The sequence below is a fragment of the Terrisporobacter glycolicus ATCC 14880 = DSM 1288 genome (genome assembly GCF_036812735.1).
Lineage (GTDB): Bacteria > Bacillota > Clostridia > Peptostreptococcales > Peptostreptococcaceae > Terrisporobacter > Terrisporobacter glycolicus.
In genome coordinates, this window is sequence record NZ_CP117523.1 from 3,772,318 (window position 1) to 3,793,894 (window position 21,577).

19 protein-coding genes are annotated in these 21,577 nt (G+C 28.4%); 3 read left to right on the forward strand and 16 right to left on the reverse strand.

Annotation, left to right across the window (positions count from 1 at the left end):
• Positions 1 to 128: 128 nt before the first annotated feature.
• The 10 genes from TEGL_RS18350 to queG all read right to left on the reverse strand — a co-directional run bounded on the left by TEGL_RS18350 (position 129) and on the right by queG (position 12,255).
• A complete protein-coding gene (locus TEGL_RS18350; protein WP_018592036.1) occupies positions 129 to 1,064 on the reverse strand; it encodes an ABC transporter permease in 936 nt (311 codons plus the stop codon).
• Positions 1,064 to 2,155, reverse strand: coding sequence for an ABC transporter permease (locus TEGL_RS18355; protein WP_018592035.1), 1,092 nt, complete (start codon positions 2,153 to 2,155; stop codon positions 1,064 to 1,066). The genes TEGL_RS18350 and TEGL_RS18355 overlap by 1 nt, the downstream gene beginning before the upstream one ends.
• Positions 2,145 to 3,716 (reverse strand): ABC transporter ATP-binding protein, encoded by a 1,572-nt coding sequence (locus TEGL_RS18360; protein ID WP_018592034.1) that lies wholly within the window; start codon positions 3,714 to 3,716, stop codon positions 2,145 to 2,147. Before TEGL_RS18360 ends, TEGL_RS18355 begins: the two co-directional genes overlap by 11 nt.
• Before the next feature lie 396 nt (positions 3,717 to 4,112).
• On the reverse strand, positions 4,113 to 5,147 hold the full coding sequence (locus TEGL_RS18365; RefSeq protein ID WP_018592033.1) for a BMP family lipoprotein: 1,035 nt from the start codon (positions 5,145 to 5,147) through the stop codon (positions 4,113 to 4,115).
• A gap of 269 nt (positions 5,148 to 5,416) precedes the next feature.
• Entirely contained in the window at positions 5,417 to 6,262 is an 846-nt protein-coding gene (locus TEGL_RS18370) for a DegV family protein (RefSeq protein ID WP_018592032.1), read from the reverse strand.
• A 30-nt stretch (positions 6,263 to 6,292) separates the two neighbouring features.
• A complete protein-coding gene (gene trmL, locus TEGL_RS18375) occupies positions 6,293 to 6,763 on the reverse strand; it encodes a tRNA (uridine(34)/cytosine(34)/5-carboxymethylaminomethyluridine(34)-2'-O)-methyltransferase TrmL (protein ID WP_018592031.1) in 471 nt (156 codons plus the stop codon).
• Between the two features lie 117 nt (positions 6,764 to 6,880).
• Positions 6,881 to 8,209, reverse strand: coding sequence for a VanW family protein (locus tag TEGL_RS18380; RefSeq protein WP_169334775.1), 1,329 nt, complete (start codon positions 8,207 to 8,209; stop codon positions 6,881 to 6,883).
• Positions 8,210 to 8,214: 5 nt separating this feature from the next.
• On the reverse strand, positions 8,215 to 8,841 hold the full coding sequence (gene nth / locus TEGL_RS18385) for an endonuclease III (protein WP_018592029.1): 627 nt from the start codon (positions 8,839 to 8,841) through the stop codon (positions 8,215 to 8,217).
• Between the two features lie 146 nt (positions 8,842 to 8,987).
• On the reverse strand, positions 8,988 to 11,219 hold the full coding sequence (locus TEGL_RS18390; protein ID WP_018592028.1) for a Lon protease family protein: 2,232 nt from the start codon (positions 11,217 to 11,219) through the stop codon (positions 8,988 to 8,990).
• A 130-nt stretch (positions 11,220 to 11,349) separates the two neighbouring features.
• Entirely contained in the window at positions 11,350 to 12,255 is a 906-nt protein-coding gene (queG, locus tag TEGL_RS18395) for a tRNA epoxyqueuosine(34) reductase QueG (RefSeq protein WP_018592027.1), read from the reverse strand.
• A 63-nt stretch (positions 12,256 to 12,318) separates the two neighbouring features.
• On the opposite strand from queG, the gene TEGL_RS18400 reads away from it, so the two are divergent.
• Complete coding sequence (locus tag TEGL_RS18400; RefSeq protein ID WP_018592026.1) at positions 12,319 to 12,723, forward strand: RusA family crossover junction endodeoxyribonuclease; 405 nt, start codon at positions 12,319 to 12,321, stop codon at positions 12,721 to 12,723.
• Positions 12,724 to 12,817: 94 nt separating this feature from the next.
• Positions 12,818 to 13,735 carry a glutaminase A gene (gene glsA, locus TEGL_RS18405; RefSeq protein WP_018592025.1) on the forward strand — a complete coding sequence of 306 codons (918 nt, stop codon included), beginning with the start codon at positions 12,818 to 12,820 and terminating at the stop codon, positions 13,733 to 13,735.
• 46 nt (positions 13,736 to 13,781) lie between these two features.
• On the opposite strand, the gene TEGL_RS18410 is transcribed toward glsA, so the two are convergent.
• The 6 genes from TEGL_RS18410 to TEGL_RS18435 all read right to left on the reverse strand — a co-directional run bounded on the left by TEGL_RS18410 (position 13,782) and on the right by TEGL_RS18435 (position 20,102).
• Positions 13,782 to 14,786, reverse strand: coding sequence for an aldo/keto reductase (locus tag TEGL_RS18410; protein WP_018592024.1), 1,005 nt, complete (start codon positions 14,784 to 14,786; stop codon positions 13,782 to 13,784).
• A 139-nt stretch (positions 14,787 to 14,925) separates the two neighbouring features.
• Positions 14,926 to 15,483 (reverse strand): ArsR/SmtB family transcription factor, encoded by a 558-nt coding sequence (locus tag TEGL_RS18415; RefSeq protein ID WP_018592023.1) that lies wholly within the window; start codon positions 15,481 to 15,483, stop codon positions 14,926 to 14,928.
• Between the two features lie 313 nt (positions 15,484 to 15,796).
• The gene (locus tag TEGL_RS18420) at positions 15,797 to 17,461 is read right to left on the reverse strand and encodes a nucleoside kinase (protein ID WP_018592022.1); all 1,665 of its coding nucleotides are present in this window, start codon (positions 17,459 to 17,461) and stop codon (positions 15,797 to 15,799) included.
• Between the two features lie 25 nt (positions 17,462 to 17,486).
• Positions 17,487 to 18,020: a signal peptidase I gene (gene lepB / locus TEGL_RS18425; protein ID WP_018592021.1), complete on the reverse strand. Its 534-nt coding sequence runs from the start codon at positions 18,018 to 18,020 to the stop codon at positions 17,487 to 17,489.
• Between the two features lie 56 nt (positions 18,021 to 18,076).
• The gene (locus TEGL_RS18430) at positions 18,077 to 19,378 is read right to left on the reverse strand and encodes an RsmF rRNA methyltransferase first C-terminal domain-containing protein (protein ID WP_018592020.1); all 1,302 of its coding nucleotides are present in this window, start codon (positions 19,376 to 19,378) and stop codon (positions 18,077 to 18,079) included.
• Positions 19,371 to 20,102, reverse strand: a complete 732-nt coding sequence (locus TEGL_RS18435; RefSeq protein WP_018592019.1) for a PrsW family intramembrane metalloprotease — start codon at positions 20,100 to 20,102, stop codon at positions 19,371 to 19,373. Before TEGL_RS18435 ends, TEGL_RS18430 begins: the two co-directional genes overlap by 8 nt.
• A 186-nt stretch (positions 20,103 to 20,288) precedes the next feature.
• Here TEGL_RS18435 and sleC point away from each other — a divergent pair, with 186 nt between their 5' ends.
• Positions 20,289 to 21,554: a spore cortex-lytic germination protein SleC gene (sleC, locus tag TEGL_RS18440; RefSeq protein WP_018592018.1), complete on the forward strand. Its 1,266-nt coding sequence runs from the start codon at positions 20,289 to 20,291 to the stop codon at positions 21,552 to 21,554.
• Positions 21,555 to 21,577: the final 23 nt, after the last annotated feature.

Below are 21,577 nucleotides of genomic sequence, written 5' to 3' on the forward strand. Positions count from 1 at the left end.
TAATTTTACCGATAGTTATATTATTAAACATTTTTTAAAATTTTATAAGTTGAAATTAAATATATTTTTCTATACATAAAAATACACAAAAAAGCTATGAAAATTTAATTTCCATAGCTTTTAATTGATTATCTTTCACCTTTTTTGTAAGGGTTACCTAAAGCCGACGGAGCTTTAGAGCTCTTAACAAATAACACTAATATTATTAATGTTACAACATAAGGTATCATAGATAATAAGTTTTCATTTATTGTGAATGGTAGTGTTGGACTTCCAAAGTATACAGATAACGCTGTAGAGAAACCAAATAATAAACAAGCAAGTGCTGCCCATTGAGGTCTCCACTTTCCGAATATAACAGCCGCCATAGCTATGTATCCTTGTCCAGATACTAATGTAGGTCTAAATGAAGAAACTAATGCAAGTGACATTGAAGCTCCACCAAGCCCTGCTAAAAATCCTGATATTAAAACTGAACTATATCTTACTCTAGAGACATTTATTCCTAATGTATCTGCAGCACCTGGGTGCTCACCAACAGATCTTATTCTAAGACCAAATTTAGTTTTATATAAAACATAGTATGCTACTATTACTAATACAAATGCAAGATATACAGTTGCATAATTATTAAAAATTGTGTCTAATATACTACCAGCTGGGAATGTACCATTAAATATTCTTGGTATTTTATTTTCCATTGGTATTGTCGGTGTTGTAGTTGCTCCAGCAAACATTATTTTAGATACAAATAAAGCAAAACCTGGCGCCAATAAGTTTATTGCAACACCTGATATTGTGTGGTCTGCATTAAAACTAATAGTTGCAAAAGCGTGTATTAATGCAAAGAATGCTCCTGCTAATCCTCCTGCTAAAAACGCTAACCAAGGATTACCTGTTATAAAACCAGTTGCTGCACCTGAAAATGCACCTATTGTCATCATACCTTCTAAACCTATATTAACTATACCTGAGTTTTCAGAAAATACTCCGCCTAATGCTGTATATATAAGGGGAGTTGAATACATTAACGTTGTACTAATTATAATCGCTAAATCTTGCATTATACATTACCCCCTTTTGTTTTCTTTTGTTTCATTTTTATATATAACATTCTTAATCCATTACTTAATGCGATGAAGAATACTATTGATCCTATAACTATATTTATTACTTCTGATGGTGCTCCAACAGATTGCATTTTTATTCCACCATATTTAAATGCACCAAATAATAAGCCTGAGAATATTACTCCTATTGGATTACTGTTTGCTATTAATGCAACAGCTATACCATCAAATCCATATCCTTCTTGTGCTGCAAGAACTGTTATATTATGAGTTACACCCATAACTTGTATTGCTCCTGCAACCCCCGCTAATAAACCTGCTATAGCCATAGATTTTAATATTGATTTTCCAACATCTATTCCAGCATATTCTGCTGCATCTTTATTGTGACCAACTGCTCTAAGTTCAAAACCTAAAGTAGTTTTTGTTAATATAAACCATATTGCAAATACTAGTACTATTGATATAATTATACCCCAGTTAACACTAGTAGCTGGTCCAACTAAACTTTTTAACCAATCTATACCTATACTTGCACTATCTTGTATGTTCACTGAAGCTTCACTATTGGGTACTGATATAAACGAACTTGATACCATGAAGTTACTTAAGTAAAAAGCAATCCAGTTTAACATTATTGTTGCTATAACTTCATTTATCCCAAACTTAGATTTTAGGAAGCCTGCTATAGAACCCCAAAGTCCTCCTGCAAGCCCTGCTAAAATTATTGTTAATGGAATATGAATTATAGCTGGTAAGTTAATACTATAGCCCACTACTGTTGCAACTAGTGCGCCTATTATAAATTGACCCTCTGCACCTATATTAAATAATCCTGTTTTAAAAGCAAAGGCTATAGAAAGACCTGTAAGAATATATGGTGTAGCCTTTATTATAGTCCATGCTATATATTTGGGCTTTCCAATTATACCTTCAATCATAGCTCCATAAGCTTCTATAGGACTGTTTCCTGAAATAATAAGAACTATTGCTCCAACAAGTAAACCTAGAAGGATTGATAAGAATGAAAACTTAACAGCATCATCTATAAAAGATTTTTTCTTACTTTTTAAGCTATTTTCCATTACAGTCACCTCCTGCCATCATCATTCCAAGTGTATTTTCATCTGCATCTTTTGCATCTAATATACCCACTATTTGCCCTTCGTATATAACTGCTATTCTGTCAGAAACATTCATTACTTCATCAAGTTCTAATGATACTAAAAGAACTCCATTTCCTGCATCTCTTTGAGCAACTAATGATTTATGAACGAATTCAATAGCTCCTACGTCCAATCCTCTAGTTGGTTGTGTTGCTATCAATAGTTGTGGTTCATGACTATTTTCTCTAGAAGCTTCTATATTCGTTACTTCTCTACCTATAATTACTTTTTGTTGGTTACCACCAGATAATCCTCTTGCCTTAGCATTAAGGTCATTTGGTCTAACATCAAATCTTTTAATTATTTCTTCAGCTTTTTTATTAATTGCTTCAGTATTTAATATTCCATTTTTAGAATACTTCTTTTCTTTGTAGTTTTGTAAAACAATATTTTCCGCAACTGTATAATCTAAAACAAGACCTCTTTTTTGTCTATCTTCAGGAATATTCTTTATACCTTTTTTGAATATTTGCTTTGGTTTGTTGTTTACTACTGTTTGCCCATTTATTTCTATAAGACCAGATTCAACTTTCCTAAGACCAGTAAGCGCTTCAACTAATTCTGATTGACCATTTCCATCTATTCCAGCTATCCCAAGTATTTCTCCTGCTTTTACTTCTAAAGATAACCCATCAACAACTCTTATTCTTCTATTGTCTTTTACTACTAAGTCTCTAATCGATAAAACTGTTTTAGTTGACCTTGCTTCTTTTTTGTCAACCTTGAAGTTAACTTCCCTACCTACCATTTTTTCTGCCAAGTCATTTTCCGTTACGTCTGATACTTTTACAGTGTCTATGTATCTACCTCTTCTAATTACAGTACAGTGATCGGCTATAGATTTTATTTCTTTAAGTTTATGAGTAATTATTATTACTGATTTTCCTTCTTTTGTTAAATTTCTTATAATATTAATAAGTTCTGTTATTTCTTGCGGAGTTAAAACTGCTGTAGGTTCATCAAGAATTAAGGTTTCTGCACCTCTATATAATGCCTTTAATATTTCAACTCTTTGTTGCATACCTACTGTTATATCTTCAATCCTAGCCACAGGATCAACGAATAATCCATATTTTGTCGATATTTCTTTAACATCCTCTATGGCTTTTTTCATATCTATAGCACCTGCATTTTTTGTTGGTTCTGTCCCTAATACTATATTTTCAGCTACTGTAAATGGTTGAACAAGCATAAAATGTTGATGAACCATACCTATACCTTTTGATATTGCTACATTTGGGTTGCTTATATCTACTAATTCGCCATTAATATAAATCTCTCCTGATGTAGGATTATAAAGTCCATATAATATATTCATAAGAGTAGACTTACCTGCTCCATTTTCTCCTAAAAGCGCATGCACTTCTCCTTTATGCACAGTCAAATTAATGTTGTCATTTGCTATGAAGTCGCCGAATTTCTTAGTTATATTTTTCATTTCAACAACTTTTTGACTGTAGTCGATGCTATTGTTATTCATAGCTTTCTTTGCCCTCCTTGTCTGACCATATTTTTCATAATAAAAAACGGATAATATATCTATATATTATCCATAAATCATATAATCTATTTGTTAAGCCAAATTAATTTTTCTAGATTTCACATTTATAAGATAAAATATTATATGATTTTTAACCGTTTTGATTGTTAATTAGTGTATCACTTAAATATTATTTTGTAATTAGTGTACAACATTTAACTAAATAATTATATCATTTTGTATACTTTTTGCCAACATTTATAATAATTTACCATATTTTTATTATATGTATTACATTATTTATTATAGTTGAATAGTATATCAAAAAAATATTCCACCAGAGAATATATATTCTTTGGTGGAATATGTATTTTAAGAATTTATACCCTAGGATTTTTATTTTTCGTATAATTCTTTGTATTCTTTATCAGTTGCTGGAACTTTTATTTTTCCGTCAACTATTTCTTTTGTTTTATCTTTAACATATTCTAATACATCAGCCGGAACATTTTTGTCTGAAGTTGGAGCTATACCAACGCCTCCTGTTGCTAATGAACCTATTATAACTTCACCTGATTTGTAAGATCCATCAACAAATGATTTTGCTAAGTTACCAACAGCAACATCTATATTTTTCATAGCTGAAGTTATTACGTTATCTGGAGCTAATGAGTTTTGGTCTCTATCAACACCTATAGCCATTTTTCCATTTTCCTTAACTGATTCTATAGCACCAGTTCCAACAGCACCTGCAGCTGGGAATACTACGTCTACACCATTTTTAATCATTGAGTTCGCTATAGATTTTCCTAAAGCTTGATCAGAGAAGCTATTTGCATATTGCACTGATATTTTTGCTTTTGGGTTAGCATCTTTAACACCAGCTTTAAATCCATTTTCGAATTTAGATATAACTACACCCTTCATACCACCTATAAAACCAACTTTGTTAGTTTTTGTCATCTTACCAGCTATTAATCCTGTTAAGTAAGAAGAAGCGTTATCTTCAAATAATAAAGAAGTTACATTTTCTGGTTGTTTTTCGTAAGCGAAATCTATTATTGCAAATTGTTGCTTTGGATAAGCCTTAGATGCCTTTTCTATAGCTTTATCTAATTTATATCCAACACCTATTATTAAGTCCATTTCTTGATCTATAAATTGATCTATATTTGAATCATAATCTGAGTCTTGTTTTGATTCTAAAACTTTGACTTCAATTTTATCTTTTCCTAATTCTTTTTCAACTGCTTGTAAACCTTCCCATGAAGATTGGTTGAATGATTCATCATGAACTCCACCAACATCAGTTATCATACCTACTTTTACTACCTTCTTTGATGCTTCATCTTTATTAGACCCACATCCAACTAATAATCCTACAGACATTACCATTGTTAGTGATAAAGCTACTAATTTTTTTAATTTCATAAGTCCCTCCTCAAAAATATAAATATTTCTTCTCTTATGTTTTTTATTTTATACTATTTTTGATATTTTATCTATACTATTTTGAATTTTTTTTACATTTTTCATCAAATTATGGGTTATTATTCTAAATATGCTATACTATATTATAATTTATTTACATATTAATGTTTTATTTACAGAATATTTTTACATTTTATTACATATTTATACATATTTTCCTGAATATTTTTACATAAAAAAAAGAGGTCATTAATACCTCCTTCATTTATCTATTTCTTAAATACTAATATTCCACCTACACCAGGACCTGAATGCGCCCCAACACAAGTTCCTATTATAAAATATCCTATTTTTTTAGGTTTGAAAACTTCTTTAGCTATTTCAGTAAGCTTTTCTCTTTCTTTTAAATCATCACTATATCCTATGTAAACTTCTTCTTGCTCCAAATCGTCCCCTAATCTTTCCTTTATACATTCAATCATTTTATTTAATACGTTTTTCTTACCTCTTACTTGGCCAACTTGAGAAACTAATCCGTCCTTAACCTCTAATATAGGTTTTATATTTAATAAACTACCTACAGTTGCCTTAGTAGAAGATATTCTTCCACCTTTTTTTAGATATTCTAAAGTATCTACTGAGAACATAAGAACATATTTTTCTTTAATTTCATCTAATACCTTAAACACTTCTTCTATTGTTTTACCTTCATTTATCATTTCAGCTGCTTTAACGACAAAGAAACCTGCCCCAAAAGTTAAATTATTACTATCATATATATATATTTCTCCTTCAGTATCATTTTTAGCCATTATAGCACTTTGACATGTACCTGTAGCTGCTGCCGATCCTGATATATATAATATTTTTTTACCATCTTTTGTATATTTATCAAAAATTTCTTTAAATTGAGCATAAGTGGCTTGAGAGGTTTTTGGATATGCATTTTCCTCCCTTAAAATTCTATAAAATTCCTCTGGTTGCATATCTATACCGTCTCTGTATTCTTTTTCATTAAGTATAACCGTTAGTGGTACCACATCTATGTCATACTTTTCTAAGTATTCTTTGTTAACATCAGATAAACTATCACATATTATTTTAATCTCATTCATCTCGTTAATCTCCTCTCTTTGTCATTATAATTATCTCATATTCGGATAACCAATTTGTCTTAAAGCTTCATAAACAACTATAGCAACTGAATTTGATAAATTTAAAGATCTTGCTTTTTCTAACTTTACCATAGGTATTCTCATACATGTTTCTTTATTTTCTGCTAATAGAGTTTCTGGTAGTCCCTTTGTTTCTTTTCCAAAAACTAAAAAGCAACCGTCCTCAAATTTCATATCTGAATGAGATTGATCTGTTTTAGTGGTAGAATAGAAATACTTTCCTTCAGGATATTTTTCAAATAACTCCTCTAAGCTATCATAGTATCTTATATCAGATATATCCCAATAATCTAATCCACTTCTTTTTAAATATTTATCTTCCAATGAAAAACCTAGAGGTCTTATTAAATGCAACGTTGCACCTGTATTGGCGCAAGTTCTTATTATATTACCTGTATTTTGAGGTATTTCAGGTTCTACTAATACTACGTTTATTGACATAACGCTCCTCCGTTTAAATTACTAGTATATAAATTTGGCTTAATTTTAAGCAACTTTAATATTTTCCTAAATACATTATAACAGAAAATGCTTTTAATTAAAGTTGCTTTTTTGACCTTACTTTCTTAACTCTCTTGTTCCATATACAATAATTCTGTCTTGAGAAGGATAATAACTTTCACCTATATATTCTGTTTTGCTTCCCAATGTGCTTTTATACACCCTATAAGTTTGAACTTTATATCCTTTTCTACCTTCTTGTTCTATAGCTTTTACACCAAGCTCATACTTTTCACTATTTTTTCTAATTGTTCTATTATGAAGTATATCCGTAGTTTCTGTTATAATTTCAATATCTTTATAATCTTTTTTATTTCCATAAATGGTACAAACAATCTTATTACCTATAATCTGATTGTGTATTAAAATAGGACTATCAAATTTATTTGAAAATTTTAAGTCTATAGTTCCACCTGATACAGTAGCATCTCTTCCCTTTTCAATATAAGGACTTGGTATGGAATGGTTTCTCACATTAACAATCTTCATGCCAGAATATAAAGCTGCATTATAAATAGTGCTCGATACTTGACACATACCTCCTCCTATTCCTTTTTCTTGTTTTCCATTTACTATTACAGGAGCTTCCTTTAAATACTTATTAATATGAGATTTTTGTATATATGAATTAAAAGAAAATAGTTCTCCTTTGTCTAATAATATATTGCTCGTGGCATTTGCTGCTAATTTAATATTATTTGATCTATTATAATTATTAGCATTAAAGTAAGTTTCAAAACTTCCTAAAGACGTATTAATTTTACTTAAATCATTATAAGAATAAAATGGCTTAACTGATGAAGTAGGTATAATTTCATCTTTATTGTCTAGGTCTTTTATTTTTTTAATTATTGTATTTTTTAATTGGTCTTTATTTAATTCATAACCATCTTTTTCTTTAGTTACAATAATTTTGCCATTTACTATTCTTATAGTTGCACTTTTAGGTTTTATATATATTTTTTTATTCAACTCTTTTAAATATTTATCTAATTTTTTTTCATCATAAGTAATACTATAATCTAGTATTATCTTTTTCCCCATAGTCAAACTACTTTTAGTCTTTATATTAGTTATAATCCCTTTATCTCTGCCAATATTATATGCTTTCTCAACTACCTCTTTTACATCATAATCTGTTCCTATATTCTCTTTAGAAAAAACATATTTTTTCCCATTAAAATTCAACACAAAAGAATTATTATCATCAAGTATTTTATTGATTTTCACCTCAGCTTCTTCTTTTGTTAAATTAGATAAATCAACATCTCTAACATAAATATTTTTGTGTATTTTTCCTTCAAGTTCAATTGCATTACTTAAGACTACATCGCTTAAGGATACAATTAATAATGATAAAAATATTGCAATCTTAAGTCTTTTCAATAGTATCATTCCCTTCCTTGATAAAAATCACAATCATCTTTTATTGGACATAACTCACATTCTGGTTTTCTTGCCTTACACATTCTCCTACCATGAAATATTAATACATGATGAGAATGAGACCACCTGTGTTTTGGTATAACATCCATAAGAGCAAACTCAGTTTTTTCTGGAGTTTTTGTATGAACTATACCTATCCTATTTGAAACCCTAAAAACATGTGTATCTACCGCTATTGCATCTTTGTTGAATGCATTGCTCAATACTACATCTGCTGTTTTTCTTCCTACTCCAGGAAGTTTTGTTAATTCTTCTAAAGTATCTGGAACTTCACCATTATAATCTCTACATATCATTTCTGATGTTGCCTTGATTTTTTTACTTTTACTTTTATAAAGACCACATGTTTTTATTTCTTCCATTATTTTTTCTTCAGACAAATTTGCAAAATCCTCTGGCGTATTATACTTCCTAAAAAGTTTTCTTGTTACCATATTAACTCTAACATCAGTACACTGCGCAGATAATATAGTAGCTATTAATAATTCAAAAGCTGTAGTGTGCTCTAATTCACAATGAGCATCTGGATAAATTTCCTCTAACTTGTCTAATATTTCATTTACATCTTTCATTTATTTTCCCCCTTATTTTATCTTTTACTTTTATTATCTATCAAATTAGTCAATCTATAACAAAGTAATAATTCTCAATTTTTTGATTTTTTGTATTAAAAAAGCAAAAACTTATTAAGTTCTTGCTTTCTATTATATCAATTCATTTATTCCTTTTTTGATTCTCTTGATTTATTATAAGTATCTAATTTTTCTTTTACCAAATTTTTGATGTCTTTAAACATTTTATCCGTCAAAATCTCTACACTTTCTTCTATTTTGCTCACAGGATAAATTTTAAAACAGCCATCTTTTATTGTTTTTTCCATTTCATCTGAAAGTATTAAATTATCCATATTATCTTTTGGCAAAATCACACCATACACTTTATCTTTAAATCCTCTTTTTTTGCATACATTGTAAAATCCCTCAATTTTTTCTGTAATTCCACCGACAACTTGTATTTCTCCTTTTTGGTTTAAAGATCCTGTAATTGCTATATTTTGTTTTATTGGTATTTCACTTAAAGAAGATAGTAATGCACACAATTCTGCTAAAGTAGCACTATCACCATCTATTCCTCCATAATTTTGTTCAAAACAAATGTATGCATTTACTGATAACGGGTATTCCTGCGCAAATTGTTCTGCCAAATAACCTTGCAAAATAAGCACTCCTTTATTGTGTATTGCTCCACTCATTTTTACTTCTCTTTCTATATTTATTATACCTCTATTCCCAATGCTAGTAGTTACACTAATTCTTGATGGTCTTCCAAATGAATATTCTCCCATACCAAGAACTGATAATCCATTTATCACACCAACTCTACTACCTTCCGTATCAATCATTATTGTATTATCTTCAATAAATTCATCAATCTTATTTTCTATTTTATTTAAACGCTTACGTTTTTCTAATATAGCTATTTCCACATGTTTCTTTTCCACAAATTCTTTATTCTCTAGTTTTGCAAAAATATCTGATTCTGTTATTATCTCAAGTAACTTATTAAAGTCTGTTGATAGTTTTTTCTTACTTCCCACTAATCTAGTACTATGTTTTATAACATCTTCTACAGCCTCATAAGTAAAATGATTTAATTTATTTTTTTCACATTGAAATGCTATAAATTTTGCCATTCCATATTCTGTAACTTCACTTCTATCCATTTCATTATCAAAATCCACAAACATTTTAAAACACTTACTAAATTCACTATCATATCTATAAAGCACATCATAAATATAGTTACTTCCAATTAATATAATTTTCAAATTTAGTGGTATTTCCTCAGGTTCTATTGATACCTTTGTCTCCATCGGAATTTTTTGTGACTGTATAGCCTTTTTCAAAAGTTCCCATGATAAGGGGTAGGATAAAAGTTGTTGAGCGTACAAGACTAAATATCCTCCATTAGCTTTTTGCAAAGATCCAGAAAAAACTTTCGTAAAATCAGTTTTTATATTGCCACTATTATAATCATACTCAACCTTACCGAATAGATTTGATGGACTTGGATTAGTTTCAACAATAACAGGCGCCTTTTCATTATTTTCATTGTCTACAAATAAATTCACTGCGTATTTTAAGAAGCAATCTTTATTGTAATATTCTCTAAGTTCCTCATCATCTAAGTAAAATAGTTCTAAATTTTTTAATATATCTTCTCTAACTTTATTAATATAATCTATAATTTTTTCGCAGTCCCCATATTTTTCTTTTAATTCTTCAATATGAGGATCAACGACTAATTTCCCAACTTCATCTTCTATTTCAATCATTATAGTTTTTATGTTTTCCTCAATTTCTCTTATCTGATAAACTACTTTTATTGCCATATTTTCTAATTCTTTTTTTATCTTAAAAAACTCTTCTGAAGATACTTCATCTTCAAAATTTTCATTTAAAGGAACAAACACCATACCTACCTTACTACTTTTAAGCTTAAATCCCTTTTCTTCTCCATAAGTTTTTATCTTTTTAATCAAATCTTCCTTTTGCATTTCATATTCTTCCAATAATGTATTTTTATTTACCTCATATTCTTCACTATCAAATGCTTCTTTTATTTCTTCAAACAATTTATCTATCATTTCTTCTATATCATCTTTAAATATCTTTCCCTTTCCTCTTTCTAAACTTATTACAATAGGCTCTCTTGGATTATCGAAATTATATACATAACACCAATCTTTATGACTATTTTTGTCTTTAGAATATTCATCTAATATTTTCATGGTATAAGTGCTTTTTCCTGTTCCAGGGTCACCTGCTATATATATGTTATAAGTAGGGTTATCTATTTTTAAACCCAGTTCCATAGCTGTTACTGCTCTGTCTTGACCCAAAAAATCTTTTAAAGGTTCTACTTCTGACGTATTGTTAAATTTTTGCATATTATTCCCCTTTCCATCCCCTATTTATATGAACTAAGATTATACTCTCTTATAAACTTAATTAATTATATGTATTAGCCTTCTTTAATTTGACTTAATAATTTTCAAAAAATAAAAAGCCTATGATTTATCACTTCATAGACTTTTCTTTTAATATATCCATATTTCTTTTTATAATATTTTTTCCTCTCCAACTAAAGGCTCTATCCTTGTATCTTCGCTTAAATTCTTTATTTGATATATTATTGATTTCTTCCTCATTTAAATTAGTTATTAAATTAACAGTAAATTCTTCAATATTACTTTCACATATATCTTTATTGTGAGGACAAACTTGCTGACATATATCACATCCAAATATTGATTTATTCTTTTTAATTTTTACTATTTCTTCAGAAGTAAGCTCTTCTTTTTTTTGAGTTATAAATGAAACACATTTTTTAGGATCCATTTTATAATTTCCCTCTAAAGCATTTCCCGGACAATATTTTACACATTTATTACACTTTATACATGTTTTATTTGTAGGTTTATCAGGTTCAAGGTCATAATTATTTACTATATACCCAATAAACACGTAAGAACCATATTTATCTGTAATAATATTATTATTAATTCCATAGTAACCAATACCTGCTAAATAGGCTAAATATCTATCTACTAAAGGCCCATTATCAGCAAAAATTTTATAGTCAAAACTTTCATCTATTTTTTTTATCTCCTCACATATGTTATTAAGCCTCTCTTTTATTACTAAATGATAATCTAGTCCATAGCAATATTTTGATATATTTGATTTCTGATTTTGTTCTATATAATAAGGAAATGCACATACTATAATTGATGATGCATCCTCCATAATTAATTTAGGATTTATTCTTTTTTCTATATCAGGTTCTTCCATACCTGTTACAAGATTTGCATTAACTTTTTCTTCTAATGTTTTTCTTAATTCATAATATGGGCCTACAGTGGTGACTCCCACAACATCTAGTCCTTTATTATAAAAAAGTTTTTTAATTTCATCTTTATTCATAAAATATCCTTTCTTTAAATCCTCTTTAGTTTTATAATAAACTAATGATAAGGAAGTGATAATTTGATTAAACTAACAATCCCAGGAAGACCTATCAGTAAATCTAATTTTAAACTGCATAACGTTCATGGTCAAGCTTGGATGCCATCAAAAGGAAAATATTCTAAATACGTAGCGTATGAGAACATGATTGCTGGATACATAAACACACAGTATGATGGTGAAGTTATAGAAGAAGATTTAATAACCGTTATGAAATTATATTTCCCTAATAAAAGAATGGGGGATTTACATAACTACCCAAAAAGTATTTGTGACGGAATAGAAAAAAGCGGTATTATAAAAAATGACAAACAATTAAAGCCTGTTTTATTATTTGATTATATTGATAAAGAAAATCCAAGAGTTGAAATTGAACTTTATCCAGTTTCAAAGTATAATGTTACATACAATATTATTTCAAAATAATTTGTTTTATAACAAAACGATTAAAATTTAATATTATTTTATATTTTTAAAAATAATTTTTTATTAAAATATGAACATATGGAGGACTCTTAATATGCAAAATATATTGAATGATATAATTCTATCAAATAAAAAGTGTACAGCTAACGGAAAAGTTGCTAGTTATATCCCCGAATTAAAAAATGTAAATAGCGATGATTTGGGTATATGTGTAATAGATAAATATAATAACATTTACTGCGCCGGTGATTATAATAAAAAATTTACTATCCAAAGTATATCAAAACCTATAATCTTAGCTATGGCTTTAATGGATAATGAGTGGGACTATGTTTTTTCTAAGGTGGGTATGGAACCAAGCGGAGATCCTTTTAACTCTATAATGAAGTTAGAAACTAATGATACTAAAAAGCCTTGCAATCCAATGATAAATGCTGGGGCAATAGTAACTACTTCTCTAATAAAGGGAAAAAACCTACAAGAAAAAGAAGAACGTATGTTATCATTCTTCAGAAAACTTGCTAAGAATGATTCTCTTGAAATAAATAAATCTGTTTATGAATCTGAGAAATTAACTGGTGATAGAAATAGAGCTATGGGTTATTTATTAAAAAATGATGGATTTATAGAAGGAGATGTGGAAGAAACACTTGATTTATACTTTAAGCAATGTTCTATTGAAATTGATGTAGTTGATTTAGCCAGAATTGGCTTACTATTTTCAAACTATGGTATCGATATAGAAACTGGTGAACGTGTAATAAGTGAAAATATATCTAGAATGGTAAAAACATTTATGGTTACTTGTGGAATGTACGATGCTTCTGGAGAGTTTGCTCTTAAAGTTGGTATTCCAGCCAAATCTGGTGTAGGCGGAGGAATAATGGCATCTGTTCCAAGAAAAATGGGTATAGGCGTATTTGGCCCTGCATTAGACAAAAAAGGAAATAGTATTGGCGGATTAAACGTGCTTGAAGATTTGTCAAATAAATTAGAATTAAATATTTTCTAAAAGAAAAGCAGCTAAAACATCTAAGATGTAATTGCTGCTTTTTAATTTATTTATTTTCCAATCTATCACATACATTTTTAAGCATACTTCTAATTGGTAAATTATAAGGACATTTTTCTTCACAAATACCACATTCTATACACTTACTAGCCTTAGCATCACCCAGTGATTCATATCTTTCTAATGCCCATTCTTTCAAATTATATCTGGTATAGTATCCTTCCAATAAAAAGTTTTGCGGTATATTTATGTTTTTAGGACATGGAAGACAGTATTCGCATCTTCTACAAAAATTTCCATTTAAATCTTTTCTAATTTTTTCAACCCTTAACTGGTCTTCATGAGTAAGCTTTTTATTACCTATTGCCGAAACATTTTCCTTGACTTGTTCAATTGTATTCATACCTGGAATAGCTACATCTATATATTCTTTTGATAATATATATTTTATAGCCAAAGAACCATCATCAATAGCTCCTCCAGCTAGAGGTTTCATAGTAATAGTTCCTATTCCCTTTTCATAAGCTTTTTTAAAAACTTCATCTGCTTGATCTTCAACAATATTGTATGGAAATTGTATAGTCTCAAATTTGCCATCTTCTACAGCTTTTGATATTATTTCCAAACTATGACTAGTTATTCCTATATGCTTTATTTTTCCCTCTTCTTTTGCTTCTAATAAAGCTCTGTATGCTTTGTCCTTATCAAATATATTATTATATTCTTCTACCTTAAGGTTATGTATTTGGTATAAATCAATATAATCAGTTTTTAAATTTTTCAAACTTATATCTATATCCCTTTTCATGTCATCATAATTTCTAGACATACTTTTAGTTGCAATATAAAATTTTTCTCTTCTACCTTCAATAGCATTTCCAATATACTCTTCGCTTACAGTATATCCTCTTGCTGTATCTATAAAATTAACACCTTGATTTACTAACTCTTCGATAACTTTATTTGTCTCCTCTTGGGTGATTCTCTGTATAGGTATTCCCCCAAATCCAACTTCTTTAATTATCATATTTGTATTTCCAAGACTTCTCAACTCTTCAACCTCCTTATTATATATAATATATATGTTATATTATTTTCATATAACCTGTCACTATTCTATGCAGATTCATAAGTGTCATTTTTTTAACAAAAAAAAGTATCAATATACAATTGATACTTTTATAATCTTCTTATTTATTTTGTGAAGGAATTGCGAACATCACTACATCATGTTTCTTTTCATTTTCTCTATTACTATTATCCCTTTTTGCAATTATTTCATTAACTTTAACTTTGAATGCACTTCTTAATTCAGATATTTCTTCTTTTGTTAATAACACATTATCATATTCTAAAATGCTGTCCCCATTTAAAGCGCCTGCTTCAGCCGCATCATAGAAAGATTCTACAGTATCTTCAAAATCTGATATAGATACAAAGTCTGTATCTATTTCTTGCTCTAAAGTATAATCTATTATTTTTCTACTAATAACTATATTATTTGCAGTTGGATAATAATATTTTTCTACAATACCTGACTTAATCTTTTCTTCAACTAATTCTAAAATCCCCACATTATAAAGCGTTTTGATATGGTAGTTAATTTTTGCATGTGGCTCATCTAATATTTCTGATAACTGTTTCGCTGATAAGGGTTCCTTATCAAACGTTTTCAAAATATCTACCCTACGAGGATGAGCAATTGCTTTTATACAATCTAAATCTCTCAATACTAATACATCTTTCATATATTCCACCCCTAAAACATTTTTATTTAATATAATCCCATTATATATTAAGCGTATATAATTGTCAAAAGCTTATACATATTTAAACTTATTTTTTTACTTTTTTTATATTTTTCAGTTCCATACTTTATTTATGTATAAAATTACATACTTTTTGTCATAATATCGCTTATTTTTTGTTATATTTATATATAAATTGCTAATTAAATATAGAGTTTATATACACTATTTTTATTATATAATAATTTATTATAATATTTTAAAATATATAGTTAATAAAATTTAACAAAAAAAACGAACTATACAGTTCGTTTTAGTCTACTATTTTACTTCCACCTATAAATTCTCTAATTATTGATGTAGGTGGTAAATCTGATATATCTTTAAGCTCCACAAAGTATTGAAGAAATTTTAATAGCCTGTTAGCTTCACTAAAAGCTTCGCTACTTGAATCAATTTCTTCTAATAATGGTTTAACATAAGCTTTTAAAATTGCCAGTTCATATACACAAGACGAGTTGAAAATCATATCCGCTTCTTCCTGATAAGGGAATATATTTTGCTTTTCTCCTCTTCTTACAGAGTTCCAAGTTAATATTGTTCTTGTAGCGTTATGACCTCTAAATTGATTATCTCTTACAATACGTCTTATTAACCTTAAATCTGTAGTAGGTATTCTATTATGATCATCTAAGTTTAACTGTGTTAATACACTAAGATAAATTTTAAACTTTTCCTTGTCAGGTATTGATGATGTTAAAGTCGGATTTAAGCCATGAATACCTTCTAGTATTATTGGTTGATTTTTTTCTATTTTAAGTTTTTTGCCTTCTTCACTTATTCCCTTTTTAAAATTAAATTTTGGAATAGTTACTTCTTTTCCTTCTAATAAATCACTTAAGTCTTTATTAAATCTATCTAAATTTATTGCATATATAGATTCAAAATCATAATTCCCAAATTCATCTAGCGGAGTTTTATCTCTATCTACGAAGTAATCATCTAATGATATTGAGATAGGCTGTAAGTTATTTACTTTTAAATGTATTGATAGCCTGTGAGCAAAACTAGTTTTTCCAGAAGATGATGGTGCTGCAATTAATATTATTCTTTTGTTTTCTTTCTTTATTATATCTGCTATTTGTCCTAGTTTTTTTTCTTGTAAAGCTTCAACTATTCTAATTAATTCTCCATATGTTCCATTTTCTATTATCTTATTTAAAGATAAAACTGTATCTACGCCCATTAGTTTAGACCAGTTTTCCATTTCCAAATAAATATTTGATAGTTTTGGTTGAGGAATAAACTCTCTAACTTTAAACTTTTCACCTTCTCTAGGTCCAAGCAATATAAATCCACATTCATACTTTAAAACATCAAATATTTTTAAGTAACCTGTAGATGGTAACATATGTCCATAAAAATGATCCACATGATTATTACATTTATAAATTTTTATATCATCATGTTCCTTATATTTTAATAACTCTGCTTTACTTTTCATATTATATTCATTGAAAAAATTTATCGCTTCCTTCTTAGTTACAATTGTTTTTTCAATTTTATAATCTGCATCTATAATTTCTTGCATTTTTAATTTAATAGCTTCTCTATCTTTTTCATTCAATATTCTATCTGTACTGACTTCACAGTACAAACCATTTGATAAAGAGTGTTCTATACTTACTTTACAGTTTTCATATAGTTCTTCACAAGCCATTATAAATACAAGAGTCAAAGATCTAGAGTATACTCTATATCCATCACTATTATTAGTATCTATAAATTTAATATTACAATCATCTGATACCTGTGTTGTTAATTCTTTTAATTTATTATTTACAGATGCTAAAGTTATATAGCCAGAATAATTATTTTTAATTTCACAAGCAATATCTTCTAACTTTATGCCTGTTGAAGTATCTTCAATTAAAAAAGATTTTTTTTCATCTTCTATAGTTAAATTTAATTGCTTCATTTTAACTACCCCTTTACGATTATTATTATCCTAATAAACCTATCTTATTAAAAGGATATAACCTAACAAAAACTTTACCTAATATATCTGAGTCATTAATAAAACCTACGCTTTCATATCTACTATCTAAACTTATTTCTCTATTATCTCCCAATACAAATACAGAATTTTTTGGGACAACCGTATCTATATCACCTTCTGTAATTTCATCATGAATATAAGGTTCAACTAATTCTTCTCCATTAACATATACTTTAGAATTTTCTATCTTAACTTTATCTCCACTTACACCTATAACTCTTTTTACCAAGTCCTTGCTACTTCCATCTTCTTGTTGTAAGTCAGATTCAAATACGATAATATCTCCACGTTTAGGCTCTTTAAATTTATAAGACATCCTATTTATAATTAAGTAATCTCCTTCTTCTAAAGTAGAGTACATAGAGTCTCCTCTTACTAGTGTTGGTTTTATAAATTGTGTTATGATAAAAGCAAAAACTATTGCTAATGCAAATACCTTAACCCACTCAAATATTTCTTTTTTTACTTTTCCACTCAAAATATCATCTCCTCAATAATATGTAATTATTTATAATGTGTTACACTTACAACAATTTAAGTATAATTAATTCTAAGACCTTTTGGATAGTGATTTTTTAAAATTCCATTAGTTTCTTTTCCCCATCCCAAAGGTATGCCTTCTATTGTTACTAATACCCATCCTCTACTCTTATCTGTTTTTATTGTATTTCCTCTTAAGTATTCCTTCGTTCTATCATCATTTATACTTAAATCTTCAATGTTTTGAACATCGTCTACTGTAAGATAATGAGAAAAAGCATGAGATGGCTCAAATCTATTCTTCTTAAGTAAACCTAAATGTAGACCGTTTCTTAATACCTTCAGTTTTTTTGTGTCTGGACAATTTTCAGGTAATAAGTATAAATTTTCTCCTTTTATATAGAATTCTCCTTTTATCTCTATATTTAAAAACTTCTTTTCAAAATTTTTATAATCACTCAATTCTTTTCCTAAAGGCTTTACTTTTATTCTTTTAGTAAAGCATGTCTCTTCTGACACTTTCTTTATCTTAGCAACAAAGTGTCCTTCACCTTTTACTTTGTGAGGCCATAATCTTTCCATAAACACAAGATTAGCGCCTTTATTTTCATTTATAAATTCATTAATCACATATTCATTTTCTTCTTTAGCAAAAGTACATGTTGAATATACTAAAACTCCATCTTTATTTAACATTTCAAATCCGTCTTTTATTATGTCCCTTTGTATTGATTGGCATTCTAGTACCTTGCTATAACTCCAATCATCTATTGCTACTTGATCTTTTCTGAACATTCCCTGACCAGAGCAAGGAGCATCGATTACTACTTTGTCAAAATAACCCGTAAATACTTTTTTTAAATTTGTAGAATCTGTGTTCGTTATAATACAGTTTTTGGCACCAAATCTTTCTAAGTTTTCTCCTAATGCTTTTATTCTAGTTGGATTGATTTCATTAGAAACTAAAATACCTGTATTATTTAATTTCGATAATATATATGTAGATTTTCCTCCTGGCGCCGCACAAAGGTCTAAAACCTTGTCTCCTTCTTTAACTTCTAATTTTGGAACAACACTCATGGCTGAAGGCTCTTGTAGGTAATACGCTCCACTTTCGTGAAGAGGATTTTTCCCTGGCCTATTTATTTTTTCATCATAGTAGAACCCTTCCTCTGCCCAAGGAATACTTGTCAATTGAAATAAATCTAAATCTAATAATTTATCTTTATCCATTTTCATCGTATTCAATCTTAGTCCTGTAGTTTTAGGTTCATCATAACTTTTTAGAAAATCATCAAATTCACTTCCTAAAATTTCTTTCATTTCATCTAAAAATTGTTTTGGTAGATTAGTCAAATTTATCTCCCTTTCTACTTTTATTTTTTCTCTTATAAAATCTTATTTTTGAATATAGCACATATTTATCTAACTTATCTAAATTAATTTTCCATAGGAATATTATATACACTATAAAGACTATAATAGCCCATCTATATTCTATCATCAAGATAAAATCGAAAACTCCATGAAGCAACACAGGAATAATTACAGCATAAATTAAATATTTATTTCTTCCATCATCATTTTTTTTTGAAAATTTATACTTTGAAATATAATATCCCATAGTAATTGCAAACATTATATGTGACGGTATGGAAATTAACCCTCTAGTTACTCCCAATTCAAAAGTTAGGTCTAACCTTTCTCTCATTAAATATATAATATTTTCTATTGTAGCAAATCCTAAAGATAAAAAAATAGAGTAAATTATTCCATCTAATTTTTCATTGAAGTTTTTATCTCTAAGTAAAACAGGTATTAGTATTATAGACTTTAATCCCTCTTCTGTAAATGCTGCTACAAAAAAAGCTATATATAAAGCCCTCATTATACCAGAAAATATATTCAATTTACTAAAATAAAACTCTAAGAATATAGCCAATATACTTACTAAAATCCCCAACAAAAAATATTCTATTAACTTAAGTGGTGGTTCTTTTTCATATCTGTCTTTAAAATAAATCCATCCCACAAAAAAACTTACTGGTAATACAGCTAATGATAATATGTAAATTTTCATATTTTAATATAACCTTTCTTTGCATATATATTAGTATTTAGATATTTAAATTTAATACTTATTATCTCCATTAGTAAAAAATTTTAATATTTACTTTTTAACACTTTATTATTTAACAAAATAAAATATATTTCATAGAATAAACTAGAGTATTTACAGCCTAGTTAATTTAAAAGGGGTGATTATATGCAAGATGGTTTTTTGACTGTTAGTGTTATAAATTCTTCTACGAATAAGCCAATAAAAGATGCCACTATAAATATATATGGCATGGATGATGAGCAAAATAACACAGGTACTATATTCGAGAACTTAAAAACTGATGAGTCTGGTCAAGTAAGAGATTTAATCTTATCTGCACCTAACATCGAATATTCTCTTGAACCATCAAACGTTAAACCTTATAGCGAATATATGGTAGAAGTTGTGGCCAATGGATTTGAAACAGTATTAATAAAGGGTACTCAAATCTTACCGGTTGTAGAAGCATTACAAAATGTTCCTGTAAGTGCACCAACAAGAAAAAGTATGAAAAGACAAAACGAAATAATTTATGACATTCCAGAACATACACTTTGGGGGAACTTTCCACCTAAAATACCTGAAAGTAGTTTAAAACCACTGCCTCCTCCAACAGGTTTTGTTGTTTTAGATGAGCCAGTAGTTCCAGAGTTTATTGTTGTTCATGATGGTTTACCTGAGAATACTAGTGCGCAAAATTATTGGGTTCCTTTTAGAGATTATATAAAAAATGTTGCATCTTCTGAAATTTATTCCACATGGCCCGAGCAAACTATCTATGCCAACGTAATAGCCATAATTTCATTCACACTAAATAGAGTTTTTACAGAATGGTATAGAAATAAAGGGTATCAATTTACAATAACTTCATCTACAGCCTATGATCACAAGTACGTTCATAATAGAAATGTTTTTGATAATATAAGCGTAATTGTAGATGAAATATTTAATACATTTATCAGAAGACCTCCTACAGCGAGACAACCGCTACTTGCACAGTATTGTGATGGTAAAAAATCTCAATGTCCTGACCAAATGACACAATGGGGAAGTAAAGATTTAGGTGATCAGGGCAAGAGTTACGAGGAAATTTTAAGATATTTTTATGGTGATAATATAACTTTTGCAGAAGCCAAGGTAGTCAGCGGTGTACCTGTTTCATTTCCTGGTTTTACATTACAATTAGGTTCTAACAATTCTTATGTTAAAACCATACAAAATCAATTAAATGCTATCTCCAACTCTTATCCAGCTATAGAAAAAGTTGCTGAAGATGGTGTATTTGGAGAACAAACAGAAAAATCGGTAAAAAAATTCCAACAAATTTTTAACTTGCCTCAGACAGGTGTTGTTGATTTTAAAACATGGTATGCCATTTCTAGAATATACGTGGCAACTACAAAAATAGCTTCTTTAAATCCTCTAATTTAGCAAATAAAAATACTATCAGAATA